This is a genomic window from Pseudomonas sp. 2848 (assembly GCF_003253945.1).
GTDB lineage: Bacteria > Pseudomonadota > Gammaproteobacteria > Pseudomonadales > Pseudomonadaceae > Aquipseudomonas.
The window spans coordinates 38,907-62,127 of sequence record NZ_QKZD01000001.1 but is presented as its reverse complement, the minus strand read 5'-3'; the positions used below and the strand labels follow the sequence as shown (position 1 = coordinate 62,127).

General features: G+C 64.0%; 28 protein-coding genes and 1 tRNA gene. 26 read left to right on the top strand and 3 right to left on the bottom strand.

All coding sequences use genetic code 11. The features are described 5' to 3' along the window. Positions 1–3 precede the first annotated feature (3 nt). The 25 genes from lolB (at position 4) to DFS21_RS00205 (ending at position 19,955) form a co-directional block, all read left to right on the top strand. Complete coding sequence (gene lolB / locus DFS21_RS00320) at positions 4–621, top strand: lipoprotein insertase outer membrane protein LolB (RefSeq protein WP_102683836.1); 618 nt, start codon at positions 4–6, stop codon at positions 619–621. 4 nt (positions 622–625) lie between these two features. After that, positions 626–1,486 (top strand): 4-(cytidine 5'-diphospho)-2-C-methyl-D-erythritol kinase, encoded by an 861-nt coding sequence (ispE, locus tag DFS21_RS00315; RefSeq protein ID WP_110703033.1) that lies wholly within the window; start codon positions 626–628, stop codon positions 1,484–1,486. Positions 1,487–1,506: 20 nt separating this feature from the next. Beyond that, a tRNA-Gln gene (locus DFS21_RS00310) sits at positions 1,507–1,581 on the top strand. Positions 1,582–1,626: 45 nt separating this feature from the next. Then, a complete protein-coding gene (locus DFS21_RS00305; RefSeq protein ID WP_016391678.1) occupies positions 1,627–2,568 on the top strand; it encodes a ribose-phosphate pyrophosphokinase in 942 nt (313 codons plus the stop codon). 118 nt (positions 2,569–2,686) lie between these two features. Continuing rightward, on the top strand, positions 2,687–3,283 hold the full coding sequence (locus DFS21_RS00300) for a 50S ribosomal protein L25/general stress protein Ctc (RefSeq protein WP_046857141.1): 597 nt from the start codon (positions 2,687–2,689) through the stop codon (positions 3,281–3,283). A 79-nt stretch (positions 3,284–3,362) separates the two neighbouring features. Beyond that, complete coding sequence (gene pth, locus DFS21_RS00295) at positions 3,363–3,947, top strand: aminoacyl-tRNA hydrolase (protein ID WP_111531668.1); 585 nt, start codon at positions 3,363–3,365, stop codon at positions 3,945–3,947. A gap of 23 nt (positions 3,948–3,970) precedes the next feature. Continuing rightward, positions 3,971–5,071, top strand: a complete 1,101-nt coding sequence (gene ychF, locus DFS21_RS00290; protein WP_023629554.1) for a redox-regulated ATPase YchF — start codon at positions 3,971–3,973, stop codon at positions 5,069–5,071. Between the two features lie 476 nt (positions 5,072–5,547). After that, positions 5,548–6,012, top strand: a complete 465-nt coding sequence (locus tag DFS21_RS00285) for a phage tail protein (RefSeq protein WP_111531667.1) — start codon at positions 5,548–5,550, stop codon at positions 6,010–6,012. Between the two features lie 91 nt (positions 6,013–6,103). Beyond that, positions 6,104–7,219 carry a DUF2586 domain-containing protein gene (locus DFS21_RS00280; RefSeq protein ID WP_111531666.1) on the top strand — a complete coding sequence of 372 codons (1,116 nt, stop codon included), beginning with the start codon at positions 6,104–6,106 and terminating at the stop codon, positions 7,217–7,219. Between the two features lie 3 nt (positions 7,220–7,222). Then, positions 7,223–7,672 carry a phage protein gene (locus tag DFS21_RS00275; protein ID WP_046857144.1) on the top strand — a complete coding sequence of 150 codons (450 nt, stop codon included), beginning with the start codon at positions 7,223–7,225 and terminating at the stop codon, positions 7,670–7,672. Continuing rightward, positions 7,672–7,896 (top strand): TraR/DksA family transcriptional regulator, encoded by a 225-nt coding sequence (locus tag DFS21_RS00270; RefSeq protein WP_110703025.1) that lies wholly within the window; start codon positions 7,672–7,674, stop codon positions 7,894–7,896. Before DFS21_RS00275 ends, DFS21_RS00270 begins: the two co-directional genes overlap by 1 nt. Positions 7,897–7,924: 28 nt before the next feature. After that, a complete protein-coding gene (locus tag DFS21_RS00265) occupies positions 7,925–8,212 on the top strand; it encodes a putative phage tail assembly chaperone (RefSeq protein ID WP_046857146.1) in 288 nt (95 codons plus the stop codon). A 20-nt stretch (positions 8,213–8,232) separates the two neighbouring features. Further along, the gene (locus DFS21_RS27130) at positions 8,233–8,379 is read left to right on the top strand and encodes a hypothetical protein (RefSeq protein ID WP_156177691.1); all 147 of its coding nucleotides are present in this window, start codon (positions 8,233–8,235) and stop codon (positions 8,377–8,379) included. 6 nt (positions 8,380–8,385) lie between these two features. Beyond that, positions 8,386–10,458 (top strand): phage tail tape measure protein, encoded by a 2,073-nt coding sequence (locus DFS21_RS00260; protein ID WP_111531665.1) that lies wholly within the window; start codon positions 8,386–8,388, stop codon positions 10,456–10,458. Beyond that, positions 10,458–10,775 carry a DUF2590 family protein gene (locus tag DFS21_RS00255; RefSeq protein WP_046857148.1) on the top strand — a complete coding sequence of 106 codons (318 nt, stop codon included), beginning with the start codon at positions 10,458–10,460 and terminating at the stop codon, positions 10,773–10,775. Before DFS21_RS00260 ends, DFS21_RS00255 begins: the two co-directional genes overlap by 1 nt. Beyond that, positions 10,772–11,944 (top strand): baseplate J/gp47 family protein, encoded by a 1,173-nt coding sequence (locus DFS21_RS00250; protein WP_111531664.1) that lies wholly within the window; start codon positions 10,772–10,774, stop codon positions 11,942–11,944. Before DFS21_RS00255 ends, DFS21_RS00250 begins: the two co-directional genes overlap by 4 nt. Then, on the top strand, positions 11,941–12,465 hold the full coding sequence (locus DFS21_RS00245) for a phage tail protein (protein ID WP_111531663.1): 525 nt from the start codon (positions 11,941–11,943) through the stop codon (positions 12,463–12,465). The genes DFS21_RS00250 and DFS21_RS00245 overlap by 4 nt, the downstream gene beginning before the upstream one ends. A 9-nt stretch (positions 12,466–12,474) precedes the next feature. Continuing rightward, positions 12,475–14,424 (top strand): phage tail protein, encoded by a 1,950-nt coding sequence (locus tag DFS21_RS00240; protein ID WP_110703014.1) that lies wholly within the window; start codon positions 12,475–12,477, stop codon positions 14,422–14,424. Between the two features lie 8 nt (positions 14,425–14,432). Further along, positions 14,433–15,011 (top strand): hypothetical protein, encoded by a 579-nt coding sequence (locus DFS21_RS00235; protein WP_110703011.1) that lies wholly within the window; start codon positions 14,433–14,435, stop codon positions 15,009–15,011. Continuing rightward, on the top strand, positions 15,008–15,931 hold the full coding sequence (locus DFS21_RS00230; protein ID WP_110703009.1) for a hypothetical protein: 924 nt from the start codon (positions 15,008–15,010) through the stop codon (positions 15,929–15,931). The genes DFS21_RS00235 and DFS21_RS00230 overlap by 4 nt, the downstream gene beginning before the upstream one ends. Further along, entirely contained in the window at positions 15,928–16,467 is a 540-nt protein-coding gene (locus DFS21_RS00225) for a DNA-binding protein (RefSeq protein WP_110703005.1), read from the top strand. The genes DFS21_RS00230 and DFS21_RS00225 overlap by 4 nt, the downstream gene beginning before the upstream one ends. Then, entirely contained in the window at positions 16,464–17,168 is a 705-nt protein-coding gene (locus tag DFS21_RS00220) for a hypothetical protein (protein WP_110703002.1), read from the top strand. Before DFS21_RS00225 ends, DFS21_RS00220 begins: the two co-directional genes overlap by 4 nt. Continuing rightward, positions 17,141–18,112 (top strand): hypothetical protein, encoded by a 972-nt coding sequence (locus DFS21_RS00215; RefSeq protein WP_110702999.1) that lies wholly within the window; start codon positions 17,141–17,143, stop codon positions 18,110–18,112. The genes DFS21_RS00220 and DFS21_RS00215 overlap by 28 nt, the downstream gene beginning before the upstream one ends. A gap of 198 nt (positions 18,113–18,310) precedes the next feature. After that, the gene (locus tag DFS21_RS00210) at positions 18,311–18,607 is read left to right on the top strand and encodes a cupin domain-containing protein (protein WP_111531662.1); all 297 of its coding nucleotides are present in this window, start codon (positions 18,311–18,313) and stop codon (positions 18,605–18,607) included. A 178-nt stretch (positions 18,608–18,785) separates the two neighbouring features. Beyond that, positions 18,786–19,955 carry an MFS transporter gene (locus DFS21_RS00205; RefSeq protein WP_111531661.1) on the top strand — a complete coding sequence of 390 codons (1,170 nt, stop codon included), beginning with the start codon at positions 18,786–18,788 and terminating at the stop codon, positions 19,953–19,955. Here the strand turns inward: DFS21_RS00205 and DFS21_RS00200 are convergent. From DFS21_RS00200 to DFS21_RS00190, 3 genes are all read right to left on the bottom strand, one after another. Beyond that, positions 19,933–20,859, bottom strand: coding sequence for a LysR substrate-binding domain-containing protein (locus DFS21_RS00200; protein WP_111531660.1), 927 nt, complete (start codon positions 20,857–20,859; stop codon positions 19,933–19,935). The genes DFS21_RS00205 and DFS21_RS00200 overlap by 23 nt on opposite strands. 114 nt (positions 20,860–20,973) lie before the next feature. Then, positions 20,974–21,594, bottom strand: a complete 621-nt coding sequence (gene ycaC / locus DFS21_RS00195; RefSeq protein WP_023632674.1) for an isochorismate family cysteine hydrolase YcaC — start codon at positions 21,592–21,594, stop codon at positions 20,974–20,976. A 36-nt stretch (positions 21,595–21,630) separates the two neighbouring features. Continuing rightward, positions 21,631–22,320 (bottom strand): hydrolase, encoded by a 690-nt coding sequence (locus DFS21_RS00190; RefSeq protein ID WP_111531659.1) that lies wholly within the window; start codon positions 22,318–22,320, stop codon positions 21,631–21,633. A 452-nt stretch (positions 22,321–22,772) separates the two neighbouring features. On the opposite strand from DFS21_RS00190, the gene DFS21_RS00185 reads away from it, so the two are divergent. Continuing rightward, positions 22,773–23,162: a nuclear transport factor 2 family protein gene (locus tag DFS21_RS00185; RefSeq protein WP_102683841.1), complete on the top strand. Its 390-nt coding sequence runs from the start codon at positions 22,773–22,775 to the stop codon at positions 23,160–23,162. The last annotated feature ends 59 nt before the right edge of the window (positions 23,163–23,221 follow it).

Sequence of the window (23,221 nt, the reverse complement as noted above, 5' to 3'; positions counted from 1 at the left end):
ACCATGTTCCTGCGTCATTGCATCACCTTCACCCTCATCGCCCTGCTCGCCGGCTGCGCCGGTTTCGGCAGCAAGGAAGCCGTGCAGGGCCAGGGCAACCCGCAGCTGTGGCGCGAGCACAAGCAGCAGCTGGGCAATCTCGACGGCTGGCAGATCAACGGCAAGGTCGGCATCCGCGCCCCGCGTGATTCGGGCAGCGGCACGCTGTTCTGGCTACAGCGCCAGGACTACTACGACATCCGCCTGGCCGGCCCCCTGGGCCGCGGCGCGGCACGCCTGACCGGGCGCCCCGGCGGCGTGGTGCTGGAAGTCGCCAACCAAGGTCGCTACGAGGCGGCTAACCCCGAGGCGCTGCTGGAAGAACAACTGGGCTGGCGCCTGCCGGTGTCGCACCTGGTTTGGTGGGTGCGCGGCCTGCCCGCCCCGGACAGCAAGAGCCAGCTGACCCTCGACGGCGACAGCCGCCTGGCCAGCCTCGCCCAGGACGGCTGGAAGGTCGAATACCTGAGCTATGTGGAGCAGAACGGCTACTGGCTGCCCGAGCGCCTGAAGCTGCACGGCGAGAACATCGACGTGACCCTGGTGGTCAAGGACTGGCAGCCACGCCAGCTGGGGCACTGATTCGATGCAAAAGCTGACACTGCCGGCCCCGGCCAAGCTCAACCTGTGGCTGCACATTACTGGGCGCCGCGCCGATGGCTATCACGAGCTGGAAACCGTGTTCCAGTTTCTCGAGCACGGCGACGAACTGAGCTTCGCCCTACGCGACGACGGCCAGATCCGCCTGCAGACTGAAATTGACGGCGTGCCCCACGACAGCAACCTGATCGTCCGCGCGGCGCGGATGCTACAGGCACAGGCCGGCACTCCGCTCGGCGCCGATATCTGGCTGCGCAAGGTGCTGCCCATGGGCGGCGGCATCGGTGGCGGCAGCTCCGACGCGGCGACTACCCTGCTGGGACTCGCGCACCTGTGGCACCTGGACTGGAACGAAGATCGCCTGGCGGCCCTGGGCCTTTCGCTCGGCGCCGATGTGCCGGTGTTCGTCCGCGGACATGCTGCTTTCGCACAGGGTGTCGGCGAGCAACTGACCCCGGTCGACCCCGCCGAACCCTGGTATGTCGTGCTGGTGCCGCAAGTGTCTGTCAGCACAGCGGAAATTTTTTCGCATCCAGAGTTGACACGTGATTCCCTCCCCCTTAAGATGCGCCCCGTTCCCGAGGGAAACAGTCGAAATGACTGCCAACCGGTAGTAGAGCAACGGTATCCTGAAGTTCGCAATGCGCTGATTTCACTGGGTAAATTCACTGAAGCTCGAATGACCGGCACTGGAAGTTGTGTGTTTGGGGCCTTCCCAAGCAAAGCCGAAGCTGATAGAGTTCTGGCCCTTCTTTCAGAGACCCAAACAGGGTTTGTGGCGAAAGGAAGCAATATTTCGATGTTGCATCGCAAGCTGCAAAGTCTGATCAAGAAGTCGAGTTCATAAGAATTCGCAGCAACAGATACAGGGGCGTCGCCAAGCGGTAAGGCAGCAGGTTTTGATCCTGCCATGCGTTGGTTCGAATCCAGCCGCCCCTGCCATTTCTTATACTCATCCAGGTTACCCTCAGCCTTCAGGTACTGCGCGTGTCCAAGATGATGGTCTTCACGGGGAATGCAAACCCCGATCTGGCTCGGCGTGTCGTACGTCAGCTGCATATTCCACTGGGTGATGTTTCTGTCGGCAAGTTCTCCGACGGCGAAATCAGTGCTGAAATCAACGAAAATGTCCGCGGTAAAGACGTCTTCATCATTCAGCCCACCTGTGCCCCAACCAACGACAATCTGATGGAACTGGTAGTGATGGCCGACGCCTTCCGCCGCTCCTCAGCGTCGCGAATCACCGCCGTGATTCCTTACTTCGGATACGCCCGCCAGGACCGCCGTCCGCGTTCGGCACGTGTAGCCATCAGCGCCAAAGTCGTCGCTGACATGCTCACTGTCGTGGGTATCGACCGTGTACTCACCGTCGACCTGCACGCTGACCAGATCCAGGGTTTCTTCGATATCCCCGTCGACAACATCTACGGCTCGCCCGTACTGGTCGACGACATCGAAGACCAGCGTTTCGAGAACCTGATGATCGTCTCCCCGGACATCGGTGGTGTGGTGCGTGCTCGCGCCGTCGCCAAGTCCCTGGGTGTTGATCTCGGGATCATCGACAAGCGCCGCGAAAAGGCTAACCACTCCGAGGTTATGCACATCATCGGCGACGTCGAAGGACGCACCTGCATCCTGGTAGACGACATGGTCGACACCGCCGGCACCCTGTGCCACGCGGCCAAGGCCCTGAAAGAACACGGTGCTGCCAAGGTTTACGCCTACTGCACGCACCCTGTCCTGTCGGGCCGCGCGATCGAGAACATCGAGAAGTCGGTACTGGACGAGCTGGTGGTGACCAACACCGTTCCGCTGTCCGCCGCTGCTCAAGCCTGTGACCGTATCCGCCAGCTGGATATCGCACCGGTTGTCGCTGAAGCGGTACGCCGCATCAGCAACGAAGAATCGATCAGCGCGATGTTCCGCTAAGCGGAACACGTGTTGATATGAAGCGCCCCGCCCCAGCACTCGTTGGGGCGGGGCTTTTTTGCCATCCCCGTTGGCGCTGGTCGCAAACGCCCTCGGGGGGCTATTTTGGAGAAGCAAAATGACTGATTTCATCCTGAACGCCCAAGCGCGTACTGACCTGGGGAAAGGTGCGAGCCGCCGCCTGCGTCACTCCGCCAACATCCCTGCCGTTGTCTACGGTGGCGATAAAGAAGCCCAATCCCTGACCATCGTGGCCAAGGAAATCGCCAAGCTGTTCGAAAACGAAGCTGCCTTCAGCCACGTTATCGAACTGAATGTCGATGGCGCCAAGCAGAACGTCGTGGTCAAGGCCATGCAGCGTCACCCGGCCAAAGGCTTCATCATGCACGCCGACTTCGTTCGCGTCGTTGCTGGCCAGAAGCTGACCGCCAAGGTCCCGGTTCACTTCGTCGGCGAAGAAGCCCCGATCAAGAAAGGCGGCGAAATCTCGCACGTCGTTTCCGAGATCGAAGTTTCCTGCGAAGCCAAAGACCTGCCTGAGTTCATCGAAGTCGACCTGGCTAACGCCGAAGTCGGCACCATCATCCACCTGTCGGACCTGAAAGCTCCGAAAGGCGTAGAGTTCGTTGCTCTGGCCCACGGTGATGACAAAGCTGTTGCCAACGTCCACGCCCCGCGCGTTGCCGCTGAAGCTGCTGAAGGCGCTGCCGAGTAATCCACTCGCACGCCGGCGTTGATCGGGTTACAGTGCCGCGCGCACCGTAACCCACCAACTCCAAGGAAGAGCCCCTGACGTGACCGCCATCCAGTTGATCGTTGGCCTGGGTAACCCCGGCCCCGAATACGAACAGACCCGGCATAACGCAGGGGCTCTTTTCGTTGAACGCCTCGCCAGCGCCCAGCGCGTCTCGCTGTCCGCTGACAAGAAGTATTTCGGCCTGACGGCTAAGCTCAGCCATCAAGGCAACGATGTTCGTTTGCTGATCCCCACCACCTACATGAACCGTAGCGGCCAGTCCGTGGCGGCTCTGGCGAATTTCTTCCGCATCAAGCCGGAAGCGATCCTGGTGGCGCACGACGAACTCGACCTGCCCCCCGGCGTCGCCAAGCTCAAGAGAGGCGGCGGCCATGGTGGGCACAACGGCCTGCGCGACATCATCGCGCAGCTCGGCAACCAGAACGACTTCCACCGCCTGCGGCTTGGCATCGGCCACCCGGGTGACGCCAAACTGGTCTCCAACTTCGTCCTGGGCCGCGCGCCGCGCGCCGAGCAGGAGAAGCTCGACGCCAGCATCGATTTTGCCCTCGGCGTGATGCCCGACGTGCTTGCCGGCGACTTTGCCAAGGCGATGCGCGAACTGCACAGCCAGAAGGCCTGACACTTTTAGATAGGGGAATACCCATGGGTTTCAATTGCGGCATCGTCGGCCTGCCCAACGTCGGCAAGTCCACCCTGTTCAACGCCCTGACCAAGTCCGGCATCGCGGCGGAGAACTTCCCCTTCTGCACCATCGAGCCGAACAGCGGCATCGTGCCGATGCCCGACGCACGCCTGGCCGCGCTGGCCGAGATCGTCAAGCCGAACCGCATCCTGCCGACCACCATGGAGTTCGTCGACATCGCCGGCCTGGTCGCTGGCGCCTCGAAAGGTGAAGGCCTGGGCAACAAGTTCCTCGCCAACATCCGCGAGACTGACGCCATCGCCCACGTGGTGCGCTGCTTCGAAGACGAGAACGTGATCCACGTTTCCAACAGCGTCGACCCCAAGCGCGACATCGAGATCATCGACCTCGAACTGATCTTCGCCGACCTCGACAGCTGCGAGAAGCAACTGCAGAAGGTCGCCCGCAACGCCAAGGGCGGCGACAAGGATGCCCTGGCACAGAAGGCCATCCTGGAAAAACTGATCCCGCACTTCACCGAAGGCAAGCCGGCACGCAGCCTGATGAAGAACATGGCTGACGACGAAAAAGCCGTCATCCGCGGTTTCCACCTGCTGACCAGCAAGCCGGTGATGTACATCGCCAACGTTGCCGAAGATGGCTTCGACAACAACCCGCACCTGGACGTGGTCAAGGCCATCGCCGAGGAAGAAGGCGCGGTCGTGGTACCGGTGTGCAACAAGATCGAAGCCGAGATCGCCGAACTCGACGATGGTGAGGAGAAGGACATGTTCCTCGAGGCCCTGGGCCTGGAAGAGCCTGGCCTGAACCGCGTGATCCGCGCCGGCTACGAGCTGCTCAACCTGCAGACCTACTTCACTGCCGGCGTGCAGGAAGTGCGTGCCTGGACCGTGCGCGTGGGCGCCACCGCGCCGCAGGCGGCCGGCGTTATCCACACCGACTTCGAGAAAGGCTTCATCCGCGCCGAAGTGGTGGCCTATGACGACTTCATCCAGTTCAAGGGTGAGAGCGGTGCCAAGGAAGCCGGTAAATGGCGCCTTGAAGGCAAGGACTACATCGTCAAGGACGGCGACGTGATGCACTTCCGCTTCAACGTCTGATGCAGCGCTCCTGAAAAAACCCGCTTCGGCGGGTTTTTTTTCGCCCACAGAAAAGCCCTACAACCCCCGCCCGCAAAAACCGGCATGCATATCGGCAATTCTTTATGCATAAATATTTCCACTTTCGCATTGACTGCATATGCATTACTGCATAACCTGTATCTCGAACCGGACAGCAACCGGTTGTTACACAGGCAGCGATGAACAGGCCTCGACTGTTCAGAGGGTTGGCAACTGGCCCGGGTGTGCAGCGTAAAGCACCACGATCAGTTATCCGGCGGGCACACGGCCGCGGTCGGAGTCACCAATTCGAAGCGCAACCGCATGGCGTCACCAGTCGTGGCCAGCGGTGACCACGCGCATTACTGAAAAGCCTGCACGGCGGGCTTTTTGGAATGCCGCCCTCAGAGCCAGAAACTCTCACACGAGTACTCAACGATGATTTATTCAGGCAACCCCGCCCCGAGGTCAGCCCCATGAACCAGTTGAAAGCACTGACCAGCTACCTGCTCGAACGCAAGCTGGTGCCCGCTGAACAACTGCATGCCCAGGCGCAGCAACTCGACCTGCAACTGGCCTGGACACAGACCGAGCTGGGTCTGCACATGGGCAACCTGCGCTACCGCGCCCTGTTCGATCTCGACGACTACAGCGGCCACCCCGGACGCCTGATGGCCCTCGCCGGGAGTTGGCTGGAAGCCAAAGACCCCGGGCGCCATCTGTTCGCCCTTCCGGCACCGACGCTCACCGTCAAGCAGAGGGCCCCAGGCAGCGACTTGCTGGATGTGTCGCTGGCCCTGGAGTTCGTCGAGCCCCTTTACCTGACCGAGGACTCAGCCGGAGAAATCGAGGTCTTCGGCAAGACCTGGTCATTCCAGCCCCACGACCTGTGGGTCGCCGAACAAGGCGATGTGGTCGTGCAGGGCGGCACCCTCCCCTGACCTGTTACCCGGGCCCAGCGCCCGTCCCGCCGGCAACCTGATTGGCAGGCTCCGGCACAACCCTTCAATCACCCCGCTAACGAGGCAACCTATGGCACTCGGTAAAATCAGCGTGAACAATCTCAACCTCGGCCAGGGCGCCGTGACCGAGATCGAACGCTACTTCCTTTTCATCGGCCCCGCCGCCAAGAACGTCGGCAAGCTGCTGGCCCTGAACACTGACAGCGACCTGGACAACGAGCTGGGCGTGGCCGCCAGCGACCTGAAGACCCAACTGATCGCCGCCCGCGCCAACGGCGGCAGCCGCTGGGCCTGCCTGGCCGCGCCGATCGGCGCCGAAGGCGACTGGGCCAGCGCCCTGGAGTACGCCCAGCAACACGGCTACTCGGTCGAAGGCATCGTCGTCACCAAGCCGGTGACCGCCGGCGCGGAACTGCTGGCCTTGCATACTGCCGCCGAACAGCTGAACGCTCGCCATGGCCGCCGATCGTTCGTCCTGGCCGCGTCCGCCGGCATCCTGCCGACCGTGACCTGGTCGGACTACCTGCTCGAGCAGAAGGCGCTCACCGACGGTATCGCCGCGCCACGTGTCGTGGTGGTGCCGCAGTTGCACGGCAACGACCTGGGCGTGCTCGCCGGTCGCCTGGCCAATGCCGCCTGGAGCATCGCCGATACCCCGATGCGCGTCGCCAGTGGCCCTGTCCTGGGCCTGGGCAGCGTGCCGGCGGACAAGGACGGCGTACCGCTGCCCTCGGCAGTACGCAGCGAGCTGGACAAGGCACGCTTCTCCGTATCCCAGACCTACCCGGACTACGAGGGTGTGTACTGGGGCGACGCCAACATGCTCGACACTGCCGCCAGCGACTTCCAGGTCCTGGAATACCTGCGCCTGGCCGACAAGGCCGCCCGCCAGGTCCGTCCGCTGCTGATCCGCCGTATCGGCGATCGTCGCCTGAACAACAGCCCCGCCAGCATGGCCGCCAACACCAGCGCATTGATGGCGCCGCTGCGCCGCATGGCCAAGGCGGTGAAATTCGCAGGCGAAGTGTTCCCGGGCGAAATCCAGCCGCCCCGCGACGGCGACCTGGTCATCGTCTGGAAGAGCCACACCCAGGTGGAGGTGTTCATCCGCATCCGCCCGCACAACTGCCCCAAGGACATCACCGCGAACATCGCGCTGGACCTTTCCCAGGACAACCAGGAGTAACCCATGGCCAAGATCAGTGGCTTGAACTTCGACATCAACGTGGGCGACCTGAAGATCCACGTTGAAAGCGCAACCCTCGACATCACCGACAACAGCGCCGTGGCCCACACCAAGGGCGTGCCGGACGGCTGGGTCGCCGGCGACGTGGCCGCCAGCGGCGAGCTGGAAGTGGACACCAGCAACTTCAACCTGATCATCGAAGCCGCCGCCAAGGCCGGTAGCTTCCGCCAGCTGGGCACCTTCGACCAGCTGTTCTACGCCAAGACCCCCACCGACGAGATCCGCGTCGAGGCCTTCGGCTGCCGCTTCAAGATCTCCAGCCTGCTCAACATCGACGCCAAGGGCGGCGAGAAGACCAAGCACAAGCTGCCGTTCGACGTCACCAGCCCGGACTTCATCCATGTCAACGGCGTGCCGTACCTGTCCTTCGCCGAGGTCGAGGGCCTGAGCTGATGGTGTGCCCATTCGACCGCGCCCAGGCCCTGGAACAGCTCAGGCGTGATCTGGCGATCGCCGCTGTGCGTGACCGACGGGCGGCGACTGGGCCGAGCCTCACCGATTGCGCGGACTGCGGCGACGAGATCCCCGAGGCCCGCCGCGCCTTGGGTGGCATGCGCCGCTGCGTTCCCTGCCAGCACCGCCACGAGCGCAGCACAGCGCTCACCCCTTCGTTTTGATTCCCGTATTTCATTGGAGTAGTACCCCATGACCCAACGCACCGAAATCACCCTGGAAGTCGGCGACCTGTCCCTGGATTTCGCCGTCGATCCAGCCCTGATGACCAAGTACATCAACGCCCTGACCCCGTCCAACAAGGTCGCACCGGCCAACAACCTGCTGGTCACCGCCGTGAAGCCCGAGCACAAGGACCAGCTCAAGCCGCTGCTGGCCAACCCGATGACCGTCATCCAGCTGGCGGGTGCCCTGGTCGAGGAATACGCGCCGACCGTCGAGGTCACCGTAAAAAAGCGCTCGGCCACGCAGAGCGACTGACCGAGGACGGCCTGGGCCAGCTGCTGGCCCTGGCCGAACGCTGGCTGCCCGGTGCATCCGCCACGCCCGAGAACCTGGGCACAGCCAAGTGGCTGGAGGACGAGCACTGGCGGCGAATGGAAATCGCCATTGCCAACGGCATCGCACGTGCATTCAACGGAAGCTGACATCCCATGAGCGCGAACACCGCAATCAGCCGGCTGGATTTCATCCTGTCGCTGACCGACAAAGTCACCGCGCCGCTGGCGAGGATGACCCAAGGTTTCAACAAGCTGACCGAGAAAAGTCAGACCGCCATCAAGCAGATCAGCGATGGCACGCAGAAGCTGCAAAACTCCGCCAGCGGCTTTGGCACCTTCCTTGAGCCAGCCCTGGAAATGAACCGTGCCCTTGGGGATGTGCGCTCGCTTGGCGTGGCCGAGGACGCCCTGGAGGCCTTGAACAGGAAAGCCCTGGCGTTCTCCATCGCCTATGGCGAGAACGCCCGGGACTTCGTCGCCTCGGCGTACAAGATCGAAGGCGCGATCAAGGGCCTTTCCGGCTCCCAGCTGGCCACGTTCACCTACGCCAGCAGCGTGCTGGCCAAGGCCACCAAGTCCGACCAGGGCGTGATGGCCGAGTACGTCGGCACGATGTACAACCTGCACAAGCAGCAGGCCGACGCCATGGGCAAGGGCCAGTGGGTCAAGATCCTGGGCGGGCAGACCGCCCTGGCGGTCCAGCTGTTCCGCACCAGCGGCGAACAGATGAAGGATGGTTTCAAGGAGGCCGGCGCCCAGGCTTCCGCCGCCGGCATCGGCCTGGCCGAGCAGATGGCCGTGATCGGCAGCCTGTCCGGCAGCATGGACGGCAGCGCGGCCGGTGGGCTTTACAAGGCCTTCTTCGAGAACATCGAGGACGCCTCGGACAAGCTCGGCATCAAGTTCACCGACACCAATGGCAAGGTCCTGCCGATGCTGGACATCCTGGCCAAGCTGCGGGGTAGGTTCGGCGACCTGCGCGGAGCTGCGGCCAACGCCAAGATCACCGAGGCCTTCGGCGGTGAGGCGGCCCAGCTCATCGGCGCCCTGGCCCAGGACACCGACCGTCTCAAGAACGGCATCGACAAGCTGGACCAGGTGCGTGGCCTTGAACAGGCCGAACAGATGGCCAAGGCCATGGTCGACCCCTGGCAGCAGTTCGGGGCTGCGGTAAAAGGGCTGCGCATCGCCTTCGGCCAGGCGCTGATTCCCATTTTGCAACCGCTGATGGCACGCCTGGTCGAGATCGCCCAGACCCTGGTCCGCTGGATCAAGCTGTTCCCCAATATCACCCGGGTCGTCGGCATTGCCACACTCATCATCGCCGGCATGGGCGCCGCCCTGAGCGCGCTGGCAGTCGCCGTCGGTATCGCCCGGGTCGCCATGCTGGGGCTGCAGACCGTCTGGGCGCTGCTCAACCTGACCGGTTTGCGAAGCCTGGCCGTGTTCATCCTGCACTCCATTCAATGCGTGCTCCTGGTCGGCAGGGTACTGCTCATGATCGCGGTGCTCGGCACCCTGCGCCTGGCGATGCTCGCCTGGCAAACCGTGACCTGGCTGGTCAACGCGGCCATGTACGCCAACCCGATTGGCCTCGTTGTCGCCGGCATTGCCGTATTAATCACGATCGTCGCCCTGGTCGTCAGGTACTGGGACGACTTCAAGGCGGCCCTGCTCGAGAGCACTGCATTCCAGTGGGTCAGCGCGCAATTCACCGCACTGGGCAAAATGTTCGGCTCGATGAGTGGCTGGGCGGACTTCGCGAAAAGCGCCTGGGACGGCATCAGCAGGATATTCCGCAGCGCGGTGGACAGCCTGATCGAGATGCTGAACAAGATCCCGGGCGTGAACATCGAGACACGTTTCGGCGATCTGCCAAAGGCGCCCGAGGTGCCTCAGTTGCCTGGCCAGGTCGCGCCGATCGGCATCCTGCCCATCACCAGCCAGCCACCGTCCATCAAGCACCTGATGCAGGTGCCTGCACCCACCCCGCTGATGACGCCGATCGAGCAGCTCGACCAACAGCGCCAGCGCATGACCCAGACCGCACTCAACCTCTCGCCGGCCAGCCCGACGAGCGTTCCCCAGGGAGGCCTGATGACCCAGATCCAGAACACCACCCAGGCGCAGGACCGGCGCATGCATGTCGAGAAGGTGGAGATCAACACCAGCAAGGCCATGAACCCGCTGGAGCTCGAACAGATGATGGAAATGGCGGTGGGCTGATGAGCGACTACATCGACCTGCTGATCCACGACAACGACCTGGTCCTGGACCCTTCCCATCAACCGCTGCTGATCGAGGACCGCGCCAGCATCGCCCAGGACATCGCCCACATGATCCGCGACAGCGGCCTGCTGGTGACCCTGGTGGCCGAGCGCAGCCGCCAACGCCAGGCCGACTGCATCCTGCAGCTGGAACTGCTGGTGGAGGACGACGAGCGCCTGCTGCCCGGTACCGCCCGCATCCTGCAAGAGCGGCCGGGCGTGTACCGGGTCACGGCGAAAACCCTGAAATTCGGTGACATCGAGGTATACCTGTGAACGACTTGGACTTTCGCAAGGTGCTGGCCGACGCCGGCATTCCCACCAACGAAGCGGCCCTGCACAAGGCCTGGGAGGCCGAAGTGGTCGCCCAGGGCAGCAAGCTCAGCAATACCAGCGCCTACTCGCCGTTCTGGCGGGTGGTGACGGCGCTGGTGACCAAGCCGGTGCTCTGGCTGGTGGGCTTCATCAGCGACACCGTGCTGCCCAACTTCTTCGTCAAGACCGCCAGCGGCGCCTGGCTGGACAGCCTGTCCTGGGCGGTGAACATCGAGCGCAAGGGCGCGACCAAGGCCCAGGGCCAGCTGTTGTTCACCCGTGAAAACAGCGCCGGCGAGCTGCTGATGCGCGCCGGCGTCGTGGTGCAATCCGCCGCGATCAACGGCCACGTCTACCAACTGGTGACCATCGAGGACGCGGTGTTCCCCGACGGTCGCCTGCAACAGTCGGTCAAGGTCCAGGCACAGCAGGTCGGCAGCGGCTACAACCTGGCGCCCGGCTACTACGCCATCCTGCCCGAGCCGGTGACGGGGATCGTCCAGGTGGTCAACGACGACGGCTGGATGACCTCGCCCGGAGCCGACCCCGAGCCCGACGAGCAGTTGCGCCTGCGCACTCGCAACCAGTTCAGCGCGGTCAACCAATGGCACACCGACGCGGTCTATCGCGCGATGATCGCCGCCTTCCCGGGCGTGCGCCCCGATGGCGTGTACTTCCTCCACGACGCGCCGCGCGGTCCGGGCAGCGCCAACGCCTACGTGCTGTTCGACGCCGACGTGCCAGCGGAATCGTACCTGGCGCAGATCAACGCCCACGTGCGCGACGAGGGCAACCACGGCCACGGCGACGACCTGCTGGTGATGGTCATGCCCGAGACGCGGCACGACATCGCGCTGACGGTCTGGCCGCAGGCGAACCTGACGACGAAGCGCCGCGAGGCATTGCAGCAAGGCATTGCCCAGTTCATCCGCGCGGCGTTCCGTGAAAGCACGACCAGCGACTACCGCCCGACGCTGACCTACCCACAATCGCGATTCTCCTTCAGCCGCCTGGCCGAAGAACTGCACCAGGCCTTCGACGACATCGAATCGCTGCACTTCGCCAACGAGGACATCGTCTCGCCGCTGAGCATCGCGCGCATCGCCAACCTGCGAGTGGACCTGGTATGAGCCCGCTGAAACTGCCGTTCTGGCTCGCCGGCACCGAACTGACCAAGCTCAAGGACGCCGCCCAGGCCTGGTGGGCCAGGGTGTCCGAGTGGCTGCGCTGGCCGCTGCTGCAGATGGATGCCGAGACCTGCCACCTCACCGTGCTGGACCTGCTCGCCTGGCAACGCGATATCACCCGCTTCAAGGACGAGCCGGAAAGCCTGTACCGTCTGCGGGTGAAGTTCGCCTTCATCAACGCGGTCGATGCCGGCAGCACCGCAGGGCTCAAACGCATCCTGCGCCGGCTCGGCGTCGGCTATGTCGAGATCGACGAACGTATGCCAGACCGCGACTGGGATGTGGTCCTGCTGCGCCTTTCCGACTCGCAACTGTCGGAAAACCCCGAGCTGCTGCGGGTGCTGACCCAGCAGTACGGCCGGACCTGCCGCCGCTACGACTTCGTCAGCATCACCCCCGTGACTCTGCGCATTGCCGCAGTCCAATTCAACGACGACCAGCAGACGTTGGTCGCCACGCTCTAGGAGCCCGCCGTGGCCAGAATCACTTTCGCCGGCGAAAGCCTGATCGCCCAGAAGCAGGGGGCCAAGGAAGTCCTGCAGATCACCCGCTTCATCTACGCCAATGTGCCCGGGCTCGACCCGAACACGCCGGTCGACCGCGCCGCGACCAAGCCGCCGGCCAGCCAGATCGTGCACAGCTACGACATCCCGGCGGGCAACAGCGGCTACGTGAACCCCAACCAGGTCGTCTACAGCTCGATGCTGGGCAGCGACATCGGCGACTTCGACTGGAACTGGATGGGCCTGGAAAGCGCCGAGGGCGTGCTGTTCGCCGTGGCCTACCTGCCGCTGCAGCAGAAACGGCGCAACATCCCGCCGCTGCAGATCGGCAACAACGTCACCCGCAATATCCTGGTGGAATACAGCGGCGCCCAGGAACTGACCGGCATCACCATCGATGCCAGCACCTGGCAGCACGATTTCACCGTGCGCCTGAAAGGCATCGACGAGCGCGAGCGCCTGAGCAACCGCGACGTGTATGGGCGAGCGTGCTTTTTCGGTGATGGCCTGCAAGTAGAAAAGGTTGGCACCGACTACAAAGTCAAACCTGGTCTGGCTTATATCGAGGGGATTCGGATTCATAACCCTTCATCCGTAACCATACCCGGCACCACCGTGCCGACCACTATCTGTATAGACGTGGCCCTGGAGCGGAAATTGAACGACGTTGTGGCACGTTATAGCTTCACTAATGGGGTTACCAAAAACGACTACACCGACAAGCTAGGCACCCGTCATTACTGCATCACCTTGGCCGAAGTGACAACACAAGGCATTCATGACCGGCGCCCAGTCGAAGCGATCACCAGCTCATTAGTGGAACACTTCGCCAGTCGTACCTGGGTGAATAGCGAATTGGACAGGAAAGCCGACATTGGTACCACGCTAAACAGCTACGGCATTACCGATGCGCTCCCGAACCTGAACCCACTCCCTTCGGGAAGCTATGACCTACACGGAGCCGACTATGCGTTCGTCTCAGCCAAGGTCGAACCACACCTGTGTCAGAACTGCTATTGGAATGGCATCAACTGGTTGCGGCACGACATTACCAAGCCTGCAGTCGTACTTTTTGCCAGCGCAGGAACCCTCTTGGTCAGGCGAGCGGAAGCCGGGGCTAACCCCATCGCCTGGACAACCACGGACGAGGTGAGAAACAGCAGCAATACCTACAGCTCAGCCGACATCGACCAATTGCTTACAACAGTCAACAAGGCCATAAACAAAAAGGCCGACAAGGCAACTTCCCTGAGTGGATACGGCATCACTGACGCACTACCCAATCTAAACCCACTACCGGGAGGGAGCTATGACCTTCACGGTGCAAGCTATGCATTTGTTTCTGCCCAGCTCGAATCGCACCTGTGCCAAAACTGCTACTGGAATGGCACCCAGTGGATGCGGCATGACACCACACGCCCTGCCGTTGCACTTGTAGCGGGTAACGGTGGTTTGCGTGTACAGCATGTCCCACCTGGCCCAAATCCCATTGTCTTTAGTTCCGCTGCGCAAGTGGTCGACACCGAAAGGCGAGCGACCACTCAGAGTGCGGGGATCGCACCAATAGCCACGCTGGAACAACTGGATGCTGGGGTAGACGACAGCCTGATCGTACCCCCTCAAAAGCTACGGTGGGGCTTTTCCATCAGCCTATCGGCAAATGGCTACATAGCCTTTCCGCGTTGGCTGGGCGGGCTGGTCGTTCAATGGGGCAATGCCTACATCTCGGAAAACAACACGCAGTTCCTTTTCCCAATCGCCTTCCCCAACAACTGCTTCGTCCTGAATGTAGGGACAGGCGAGAACACGACAGGGGCGGCAGAGGTGATGAACATCAAGCCCGGCTCACTCAGCAAAACTGGCTTCATCGGACTGGCCACCGCCACCTCGACCTACCCCTATATCGCGATCGGTCACTGAGGTCCCTAATGAGCAACTTCTACTACTGCCCGTCGCTTCATACTTTCCTGGTGCAAGGTCTGCATCCCAAGATCCCTGCCGATTCAGTAAAGATCAGCCATACCGACTATCTCAGTCTCCTGGAGAAACAGTCGCAAGGCCTGCACATCATTTTCGACCCAAGTATCAACAGACCGGTAGCACGTCCGGCATCAGGGCCACCAGAGCCAGAGCTACTGGATAACCTGTATCGACAAAAAGTAACCGAGATCAACTCTGCCTGCGAAGCCACAATCATCGCAGGCTTTTGGTCCAGCGCCCTTGGAGAGCCTCATCAGTATCCCAGCAAGTTGGACGACCAACTGAACCTCACTGGGGTGATTCTTCAGGGCTTCGACAGTCGCTACGGCTGCCGAGACAAGCAAGGCGTCAAGGAGCTGAGACTACACACAGCCAAACAATTGCGTCAGGTCAGCGATGACTTCACCACGTACAAACTCGAGCTACTGCAGCGGTCCAACGTGCTTAAGCAGCAACTGGCACAGGCCCTGAGCAACGGTGAAATGAACGCTATGCAAGTTGTTACGTGGGAGAGTCTGCAGCCATGAGCTGGTCCCTCATGACCCTGCGCTGGCCTACCGAGGCGACCCGTTGGATGGGCCAACTCGACGCCGCCAAGACCCTGGCCGGTAACGAGCTGGCCAGTACCATCCAGCGCCTGAGCGGCCTGCAGGGACTGGCCAGCACCAACCCCGGCCCGGTGGGCGCTGCGGCCAAGGGTGCGATCGCGGCCGGGCGCCAAGCGCTGGCCGAGCAATTGGGCGAAGTGCCCAGGTGCCTGGTGGTGACGCCGTTCCAGAGCGGTATCGGCCAGGGGCGTGGCTACCAGCGCTTCCTGTCTGCGCCGAACCTTCTGCAACAGCTGGCCAACAAACTGACCGACGCCACCGACGACGGTAGCCCCCAGGGTGAGCAGCATGCGCTATGCCTGCTGTTCCTGGGTACTCGCCACGATCAGCTGGCCGCCGGCCTGGGCCGCTTCAACGCCCTGATGCCGATCCCCGAGCTGGTGCGCGCACAACGCCGCGCCGAGCACCTGACCCGGCTCGAAACCGAGAAATGGCAGATTCCCCAGGCCACCGCCCTGCCGCGCTGGGAGGCCTTGCCCCTGGAACGTTGCACGGTGCTCAAGGCCGCGCAGCAATCGATCGCCGGGCAGATCGCGGTGCTGGAAAGCTACGCCGCCGACAGCTCGCCCATGAGCGACCTCGCCGGGCTGGCGGCGCGCAAGGCCAACCAGCAGCAGGTCCGCGACCAGCGCCTGGCCGACCTGCGCCAACTGCTGGAGGGCGGCCAGGCCGACAGCTTGGTACGCGCCCGCCTGCTCGGCCCGGGCAACAACACACAACTGCGGCGCATGCTGCTCGAAGGCGATGCCCCGGGGCATGAGTGGGTGATGAGCGCTGGCGTGATCCTGGTCGGCTCGGCAAAAGGCCTGAGCTTCGTTCGTGAAATGGTGGGTTTATGACACTGCTACTGTTGGACGGCCAGCCCGTCGAAGGCAAGACCCTGAAAGTCACCGGCAACCTGCGCATCGAAGCCGAGGACCTGTCCGGCCAGACCAGCAACACCGACACCGCGCACAAAGGCTTCAAACCCAAGACCCTCACCGTCACCCTGACCATCCCCTACGTCAACAGCGTCTGGCTGCGCAACCTGATGCGCCTGGCCGAAGCCACCCAGAGTGGCGGCCAGCTCAAGACCTACCGCATCGTCAACGACACGGCCGAGGCCTTCGGCATCCGCCAGGTGTGCTTCGCCGACAACGTCAACGTCCGGGAGGACGATGCGCTGGCCTGCTGGCGGGTGCAGTTCGGCCTGGCCGAGAAGACCTCCAACCCGGAAAAGGTCGAGAAGCGCCGCGCCAAAAAGCGCGTCAAGGCACAGGCCGCACCCGGCGCCGCGGCAGGGGCGGAAGATGACGAGGATGACAAGGATCCGGAGCTGACCAGTTTCGAAAAACTGTTGAAGAAAGTGGACGACTGGCTGGGGGAGAAACCATGAAACTGCATCAGGTACTCAGCGTGGCAGGCGAGCGCTATAGCCTGATCAGGGCGGACGTGCGTCTGGAGCTGCGCAACCCGGGGCGGGCGACCTTCATCGTCCAGGCCGGGGCGCCCCTCAAGGGCCTGGTCACCCTCGACATCGGCTACAACGACAGCACGCCGCAGCGGCATTTCATCGGCTATGTCGAACGCTGCACCACCGCCAACGCCAAGCAGCAGGTGCTGTTCTGCCGCGAGCTGGCGGCGATCCTGGCCAGGCCGCTGCCGATGAACCTGCGCCATGTCGACCTGCACGGCGTGCTCGACCAGGTCGGCCAGCAGACCGGCCTGCGCTTTCGCGTGCCCGAGCGGCCCTACGCATCGGTGCGCGCACCGTTCTTCTACAGCTTGGCCGCCGGCTTCCAGGCCATGGAGAGCCTGGCCCAGGTGTTCGACATCCCCGACTTCATCTGGCAGCAGCAGGGCAATGGCGAGGTGTACGTGGGCAGCTGGGCCGACAGCTACTTCGGCGCCCGCCCCGCGCTGCAGCTGCCCACGGAGCTGTTCGACAACTACCAGGGCAACCAGAGCGCCACGATTGCCGCCCTGCCAGGGCTGCGTCCAGGCGCACCGATCAACCACGGCGAGCGCGTGACCCATGTCGCGCTCGCCGGCAACCAGATGGCCATCCGATGGAAGACGCAATCCGCCGCGCCGTAGCGCGCCAGTTCCCCGAGATCACCGGCGGCTACCACCTACCGCGCTTCGGCCGCGTGGTCGCGGTCCCCGATGCGCCAGCGACGTCCGGGCTGTGCGACGACTTCCGCCCGCGCTTCGGTGTCGATGTCCAGGTGCTGCTACCAGATGGCGAGCCCGACCCGGTGCTGCCGGTGTTCACCAGCCTGCCGCTGCCGGCGCCCATGGGCGGCCAGGAGCGCGGCATGTTCGGTTTCCCCGAAGAAGGCACCACCGTGGTGGTGTCGTTTGCCTACGGCCTGCCCCACAAACCGTTCATCCAGCAGATCCTGCCCCATGGGCTCAGCCTGCCCAGGGTGCCGAAGGGTGATCTGGTATGGCAACACAGTGAGGCCTGCCAGCAGCGCGCCGACGCCGATGGCAACTGGCTGCGCCAGACCGATGGCCGGATCCGCGACAAGGCGATCGAGCGCGAGGTCGAGGCACTGGCCAATACCGAGCAGTTCCAGAGCCATGCCCGCACGGTGGACGACCACTCGACCGAGACCGTGGGCGGGGTGAAGAAGATCGAGGCTCTGGGCGCGCTCAAGCTGCTGTCCGGCGGCTCCGCCAGCCTGGCCGCCCTCGACGACCTGCACCAGGCCACCGGGCGCGACCTGAACCTGGCGGTTGGGCAGAAACTCAACGCGGCGATCGGCGGCGACGTCCAGGAACGCATCGAGGGCCTGCGCGACAGCGTGGTGAAACTCAGCCAGCGCCTGCAGGCGCCAAAGACCTGGCTGGGCTCGGAGGCGGTGAATGTGCTGCAGGTGCTCTGCGACCTGCTCGAGCTGGTCCAGGCGATGAACACCGAACTGGCCGCGCATGTGCACGGCCCCACGCCACCACCCAGCAATGCGGCGGCCTTCAGCGGCGCGGCAGTGCAGGCCCAGGCCATGGGGCTCAAGTTGAAGCCGATCACGCTGTAGTTTTCAGGGCGTTTCGTATCGCGGGGCCAGCCCGCTCCCCCACGCTCAACCTTGAGCCTTGGGGGAGCGGGCTGGCCCCGCGTTGCGTTTGGGGCGGAAAAAGTTGAGCGTTCACACGACTGACTGCCAGCAGACTTGGATTTAAACCACCGAGCAAGCGGTCCAGGCTGGACGCTTTTCCGTGAGCAGGCCTACCCCATGACGCAGAAGCCCCAACGCCCCAAAGCCGTACCCACCGTTCAGGTGAACACCGAAGAAGTGATCGTCACCGAATGGCGCTTCGCCCCAGGTGCCGAGACTGGCCGGCACCTGCACGGCCATGACTACGTGGTGGTGCCGATGACCGATGGCACGTTGTTGCTGGAGACCCCGGAAGGCGAGAAGCTCGCCCCTCTGGTGGCGGGCCAGAGCTACTTTCGCAAGGCCGGTGTGGAGCACAACGTGGTCAATGCCAGCGACCACGAAGTGGTGTTCATCGAAGCCGAGCTGAAGTGATGAACAAGCGCGCCCCTGCTCAGGTTGCGCGTGTACCCCAGCGGCCCTACACTCCCCCTTGCTTGAACCGGGATAACCGAAGCACTGCCTCGAAACCCGATGGACCTGACCTTTGCCGGTCAACCGTCGGGACAAATGGGTCCGGACCTTGGCCGGCCTGTTTATCGGAGGCAACACAATGAGCCCGCGTATCTGGCTGCTGGCCCTGGCGACATTCGTCACGGGCATGGCAGAAAACATCACGGTCGGCATCCTGCCGGCCCTGGCCGATGGCCTGCAAGTCCCGCTCGGTATCGCCGGGCAGCTGACCACGGTGTTCTCCCTGAGCTTCGCCCTCGCCGCGCCCTTTTCTCCCCTGCTGACCACACGCCTGCCCTTGCGCCGCCTGCTGTGCGCCACCCTGGCGATCTTTGCCCTGTGCAACCTGGCAGCAGCCCTGGCGCCTGGCTATACCGCGTTGCTGGTGGCGCGCATAGGCATGGCCACGACCAGCGCCCTGACCTGCCTGACTTGCACCCTGATGGCCACGCGCATGGTGCCCGAGGCCCTGCGTGGCCGCGCCATCGGGGTGATCTTCATGGGCATCTGCAGCTCGCTGGTGCTGGGGGTGCCGGCCGGAATGCTGCTGTGCGACGTGCTGGGCTGGCGTGGCGTCTTCACCGGGCTGAGCGTGCTGGCAATGGCAGTGCTGCTGATGGCCTGGCAAGGGTTGCCGCAGTTGCAGAGCAGCGAACGCATCGCCCTGCGCAGCTACATCCGGCATCTGCGCGACAGTCGCCTGATGGCAGCCCAGGGCGTGTCGTTGCTGATGATTGCCGGGCACTTCACGGTCTTCGCCTACCTTGCCCCCTATGCCCACCAGGTCGCCGACATTCCGCTGCAATGGCTGGCGGCAATGTTCGCCGCCTTCGGCATCGCCGGTGTTTCGGGCGGCTATGTCGGCGGCTGGATGGCGGACCGGCTCGGCGCAGGCCGCTCCATCGCGCTGGCGCCGCTGCTCTATCTCGCCAGCTTGCTGGTACTACCCTTGAGCGTGGGCACGCCATGGTTGTTCCTGGCGACCATGATGCTCTGGGGCGGGCTGAGCTGGACCACCTCACCGGTGGTGCAGAGCTACCTGGCGACCCGTGGCCCGGACACCTTCCCAGCCGGCATGAGCCTGAACATGTCGGCCATGCACCTGGGCGTCGGGCTGGGTTCGGCCATCGGCGGCGTGGTGATCACCGGGGCGACGCTGGCGGCCACTCCCTGGGCCGGCGCCGCGCTGACCGCGTTGGCGGCGGGCCTGGCATTCTGGTCGGCCCGCCCTCCTGCCGAGCCGGGCTTCAGCGAGCGCGAACCGGCGTAGCGGCCTGCTGCTCCTGCTCGAAGGCGTCGGCCAGGTAGTCGATCAGCTTGCGCACCGCGGGCATCAACCCGCGCCGGGAAGGGAACAGCGCCACCACCTCCCCTTCCCGTGGCGCCCAGTCGTCGAGAACATGCACCAGCCGCCCGTCAGCCAGGTCGGCGCGCACCGCCTCCTCGGGCAGCAGCACCGCGCCCACGCCGGCCAGGGCAGCCTCGCGCAGTACCGCGAGGTCGTCCGACACCACACGGGGGCGATGGCGCACGGCAGCCTCGGCGCCCGCAGGCCCGATCAGCATCCAGGTGGCGTCCTGCACATTGGCGCCCCAGTTCAGGCTCGGCAGAAGCTGGAGCCCTTCCGGCGACAAGGGCCGCCCGTGTTCGGCCAGCAGGCCCGGCGCAGCCACCAGGCACTGACGGCTCGGGGCCAGGCGACGCATCACCAGCTCGCTGCTTTCCAGTGGCTGGTGCTGCACGCTCAGCACCAGGTCAAAGCCCTCGCCGATCACATCCACCCGGCGGTTGTAGCTCTTGACCAACAGCTCGACCACCGGGCATTGCGCCATGAAGCGCGCCAGCATCGGCGCCAGGCGCGAATCGAGCAGCGCGGTGCTGCTGGCCAGGCGCACGATGCCACGGGGCTCGGCGCGGTTGCGCTCGACGGCATCCTCGGCGGCGACGGCCTGCTCGAGCATGCCCAGGCAATGGCGGTAATACTCCAGGCCTACCTCGGTCACCTGGAACTGCCGCGTGGAGCGCTGGATCAGGCGCACGCCCAGGCGCTCCTCGAGCTTGGCCACGCGCCGGCTGAGGCGTGACTTGGGCAGGCCAAGGATGCGCCCGGCGGGCGCGAAGCCGCCGTGCTCCACCACCTTGGCATAGAGATAAAGGTCGTTCAGGTCGAACATCGGCAACACCCGTCCACGGCTCACCGCTGCATCATCCGCCATTCTCCAGGGATCGTCACAGGGGCCGAGGGCGTCACCAGGCCCGGGCCCCGGCAACGGGGCCCGGGCTGGCGGTCACTTGGCCAGCTTGCTGTAGCTGGTCATCAGGTTGCGGTAGTCGGGAATGTGGTTGGAGAACAGCGTGCCCAGCCCTTCAATGTCGTTGCGCCAGTCACGGTGCAGCTCGCAGGCCACGCCGAACCAGGTCATCAGCTGGGCGCCGGCGGCTTCCATGCGGCGCCAGGCCGAGTCGCGGGTCAGTTCGTTGAAGGTGCCGGAAGCGTCGGTGACCACGAACACCTCGAAGCCCTCCTCCAGCGCCGATAGCGCCGGGAAGGCCACGCACACCTCGGTGACCACGCCGGCGATGATCAGCTGCTTCTTGCCGGTGGCCTTCACCGCCTTGACGAAGTCCTCGTTGTCCCAGGCGTTGATGTTGCCGGGGCGGGCGACGTAGGGCGCCTCGGGGAACTGCTCCTTGAGCTCGGGCACCAGCGGGCCGTTGGGGCCGGTCTCGAAGCTGGTGGTGAGGATGGTCGGCAGCTTGAAGTACTTGGCCAGGTCGGCCAGCGCCAGCACGTTGTTCTTGAACCGGTCCGGGTCGATGTCGCGCACCAGCGACAGCAGCCCGGTCTGGTGATCGACCAGCAGTACCGCGGCGTTGTTCTTGTCCAGACGCTTGTATTGGAATGCCATGGTGGATCTCCTTGCTTGGATGGGAAACGGCCAGGTTCAGTTGCGTTGCGAATCCAGTTGCTCATGGCCGGTGACGACGGCCTGGGCCTTGGCGTAGCTCTCGATCAGCAGTTGATAGTGCGGGAACACCGCGCTGTAGGCCTCGGCCCACTGCGCGGCATCCGGACGGTTCCAGGTGCGCTGCACCTCGGAGCAGACGGCGGCGGTGTCCATTGGCACCACGCCGGCCTGGACCACCCGCGCCAGGGTCACTTCCTGTGCCATCTTGGAGTAGGTGCCTGACGCGTCGATGACCGCGAACACCTGGTAGCCGGCGGCCACCGCGCTGATGCTGGGAAAAGCCATGCAGACGCTGGTGATGGTGCCGGCGATGATCAGTTGCTTGCGCCCGGTGGCCTTCACCGCAGCGACGAACTCGGGGTTGTCCCAGGCGTTGATCTCACCTTTGCGGGCCACGTATTGCGCATGTGGCGCAGCCTCGTGGATTTCCGGGATCAACGGGCCGTTGGGGCCCTGGGGTACCGAGGCGGTGGTGATGACCGGGATCTTCGCCAGGCTGGCGACCTTGGCCAGGGTGATGGCGTTGGCCCGCAGCTCGGTCATGGGCATGTCCTTGACCGTCTGGAACAGGCCACTCTGGTGGTCGATCAGCAGCATCGCGACGTTGTCGGGGTCGATGCGTGGGATCTGGCCTTCGAAGTTGGCGGCTTGCGAGAAATTGCTCATCGTTCTCTCCTCTTGGTGTGAGAACAGGCCATCCTGGCCGCTGCGGTCGGGCCGCGCCCCACACATCCACAGTGGGGACTATGAGAGTAGGCAACGCAGGCTGAACGAAGCGACCGTCAGTCGGCGGGCCGTGGCAAATGCCCGTGCGGCCTGTGGCCAGGCGGGCGGCAGGGCTAACGGTAGAGAGGAGAGATGCGGCCCGGTAGGCCCATGGGTGAACCCTCAGAGTTGCGCTGGGAGAACGATGATGAAATGCCAGCGCGCAATCACCGATCCGATGGATCGGCGATTTTCAGCAGCGCTTGGTCGATAACTTGGTCGGTTACTTGGTCGGTCAGCCCATTGGTTCACGATTTCCTGAACTGATTATTTGTCCACAGCGATTTTTCCCCCCGCCTGCCCCCACCAGAATCGCTTCACCAACAATCACAATAAACCGTGAGGCCACTCCCGTGGACCAGACACTCCAGGTACGGCAGGCCGCCGCCGACCTCGTCGCCGCCTTCGCCAGCAACGACACCGCCCGCTACTTCGCCTGCTTCAGCGAAGACGCCACCTTCCTCTTCCACACCTTGCCGCAACCGCTGCTGTCGCGCCGTGCCTATGAAGATCTCTGGGCCAGCTGGCAGGCGGACGGTTTCGCCGTGCTCGGCTGTGAGTCGAGCAATGCCCAGGTGAGCCTGCAGGGCGACGTGGCGATCTTCATGCACGACGTGGCCACGCGCCTGCGCGTCGCCGGCGAGACCCTCGACCTGAACGAGCGCGAAACCATCGTCTTGCGCCTGCACGGCGACCGCTGGCTGGCCTGTCACGAGCACCTGTCGGTCGTCTCGCCGGCCTGATCCCCTTTCAAGCGGCCCTGCCGCACTGCCATCGCACCCACAACAAGGCCGCCCGACGG

Coding starts and splice junctions, on each gene's coding strand:
- lolB (WP_102683836.1), top strand. CDS start 4: ATGTTCCTGCGTCATTGCATCACCTTCACCCTCATCGCCCTGCTCGCC.
- ispE (WP_110703033.1), top strand. CDS start 626: ATGCAAAAGCTGACACTGCCGGCCCCGGCCAAGCTCAACCTGTGGCTG.
- DFS21_RS00300 (WP_046857141.1), top strand. CDS start 2,687: ATGACTGATTTCATCCTGAACGCCCAAGCGCGTACTGACCTGGGGAAA.
- ychF (WP_023629554.1), top strand. CDS start 3,971: ATGGGTTTCAATTGCGGCATCGTCGGCCTGCCCAACGTCGGCAAGTCC.
- DFS21_RS00285 (WP_111531667.1), top strand. CDS start 5,548: ATGAACCAGTTGAAAGCACTGACCAGCTACCTGCTCGAACGCAAGCTG.
- DFS21_RS00280 (WP_111531666.1), top strand. CDS start 6,104: ATGGCACTCGGTAAAATCAGCGTGAACAATCTCAACCTCGGCCAGGGC.
- DFS21_RS00275 (WP_046857144.1), top strand. CDS start 7,223: ATGGCCAAGATCAGTGGCTTGAACTTCGACATCAACGTGGGCGACCTG.
- DFS21_RS00270 (WP_110703025.1), top strand. CDS start 7,672: ATGGTGTGCCCATTCGACCGCGCCCAGGCCCTGGAACAGCTCAGGCGT.
- DFS21_RS00265 (WP_046857146.1), top strand. CDS start 7,925: ATGACCCAACGCACCGAAATCACCCTGGAAGTCGGCGACCTGTCCCTG.
- DFS21_RS00260 (WP_111531665.1), top strand. CDS start 8,386: ATGAGCGCGAACACCGCAATCAGCCGGCTGGATTTCATCCTGTCGCTG.
- DFS21_RS00255 (WP_046857148.1), top strand. CDS start 10,458: ATGAGCGACTACATCGACCTGCTGATCCACGACAACGACCTGGTCCTG.
- DFS21_RS00245 (WP_111531663.1), top strand. CDS start 11,941: ATGAGCCCGCTGAAACTGCCGTTCTGGCTCGCCGGCACCGAACTGACC.
- DFS21_RS00235 (WP_110703011.1), top strand. CDS start 14,433: ATGAGCAACTTCTACTACTGCCCGTCGCTTCATACTTTCCTGGTGCAA.
- DFS21_RS00230 (WP_110703009.1), top strand. CDS start 15,008: ATGAGCTGGTCCCTCATGACCCTGCGCTGGCCTACCGAGGCGACCCGT.
- DFS21_RS00225 (WP_110703005.1), top strand. CDS start 15,928: ATGACACTGCTACTGTTGGACGGCCAGCCCGTCGAAGGCAAGACCCTG.
- DFS21_RS00220 (WP_110703002.1), top strand. CDS start 16,464: ATGAAACTGCATCAGGTACTCAGCGTGGCAGGCGAGCGCTATAGCCTG.
- DFS21_RS00215 (WP_110702999.1), top strand. CDS start 17,141: ATGGAAGACGCAATCCGCCGCGCCGTAGCGCGCCAGTTCCCCGAGATC.
- DFS21_RS00210 (WP_111531662.1), top strand. CDS start 18,311: ATGACGCAGAAGCCCCAACGCCCCAAAGCCGTACCCACCGTTCAGGTG.
- DFS21_RS00205 (WP_111531661.1), top strand. CDS start 18,786: ATGAGCCCGCGTATCTGGCTGCTGGCCCTGGCGACATTCGTCACGGGC.
- DFS21_RS00200 (WP_111531660.1), bottom strand. CDS start 20,859: ATGTTCGACCTGAACGACCTTTATCTCTATGCCAAGGTGGTGGAGCAC.
- ycaC (WP_023632674.1), bottom strand. CDS start 21,594: ATGGCATTCCAATACAAGCGTCTGGACAAGAACAACGCCGCGGTACTG.
- DFS21_RS00190 (WP_111531659.1), bottom strand. CDS start 22,320: ATGAGCAATTTCTCGCAAGCCGCCAACTTCGAAGGCCAGATCCCACGC.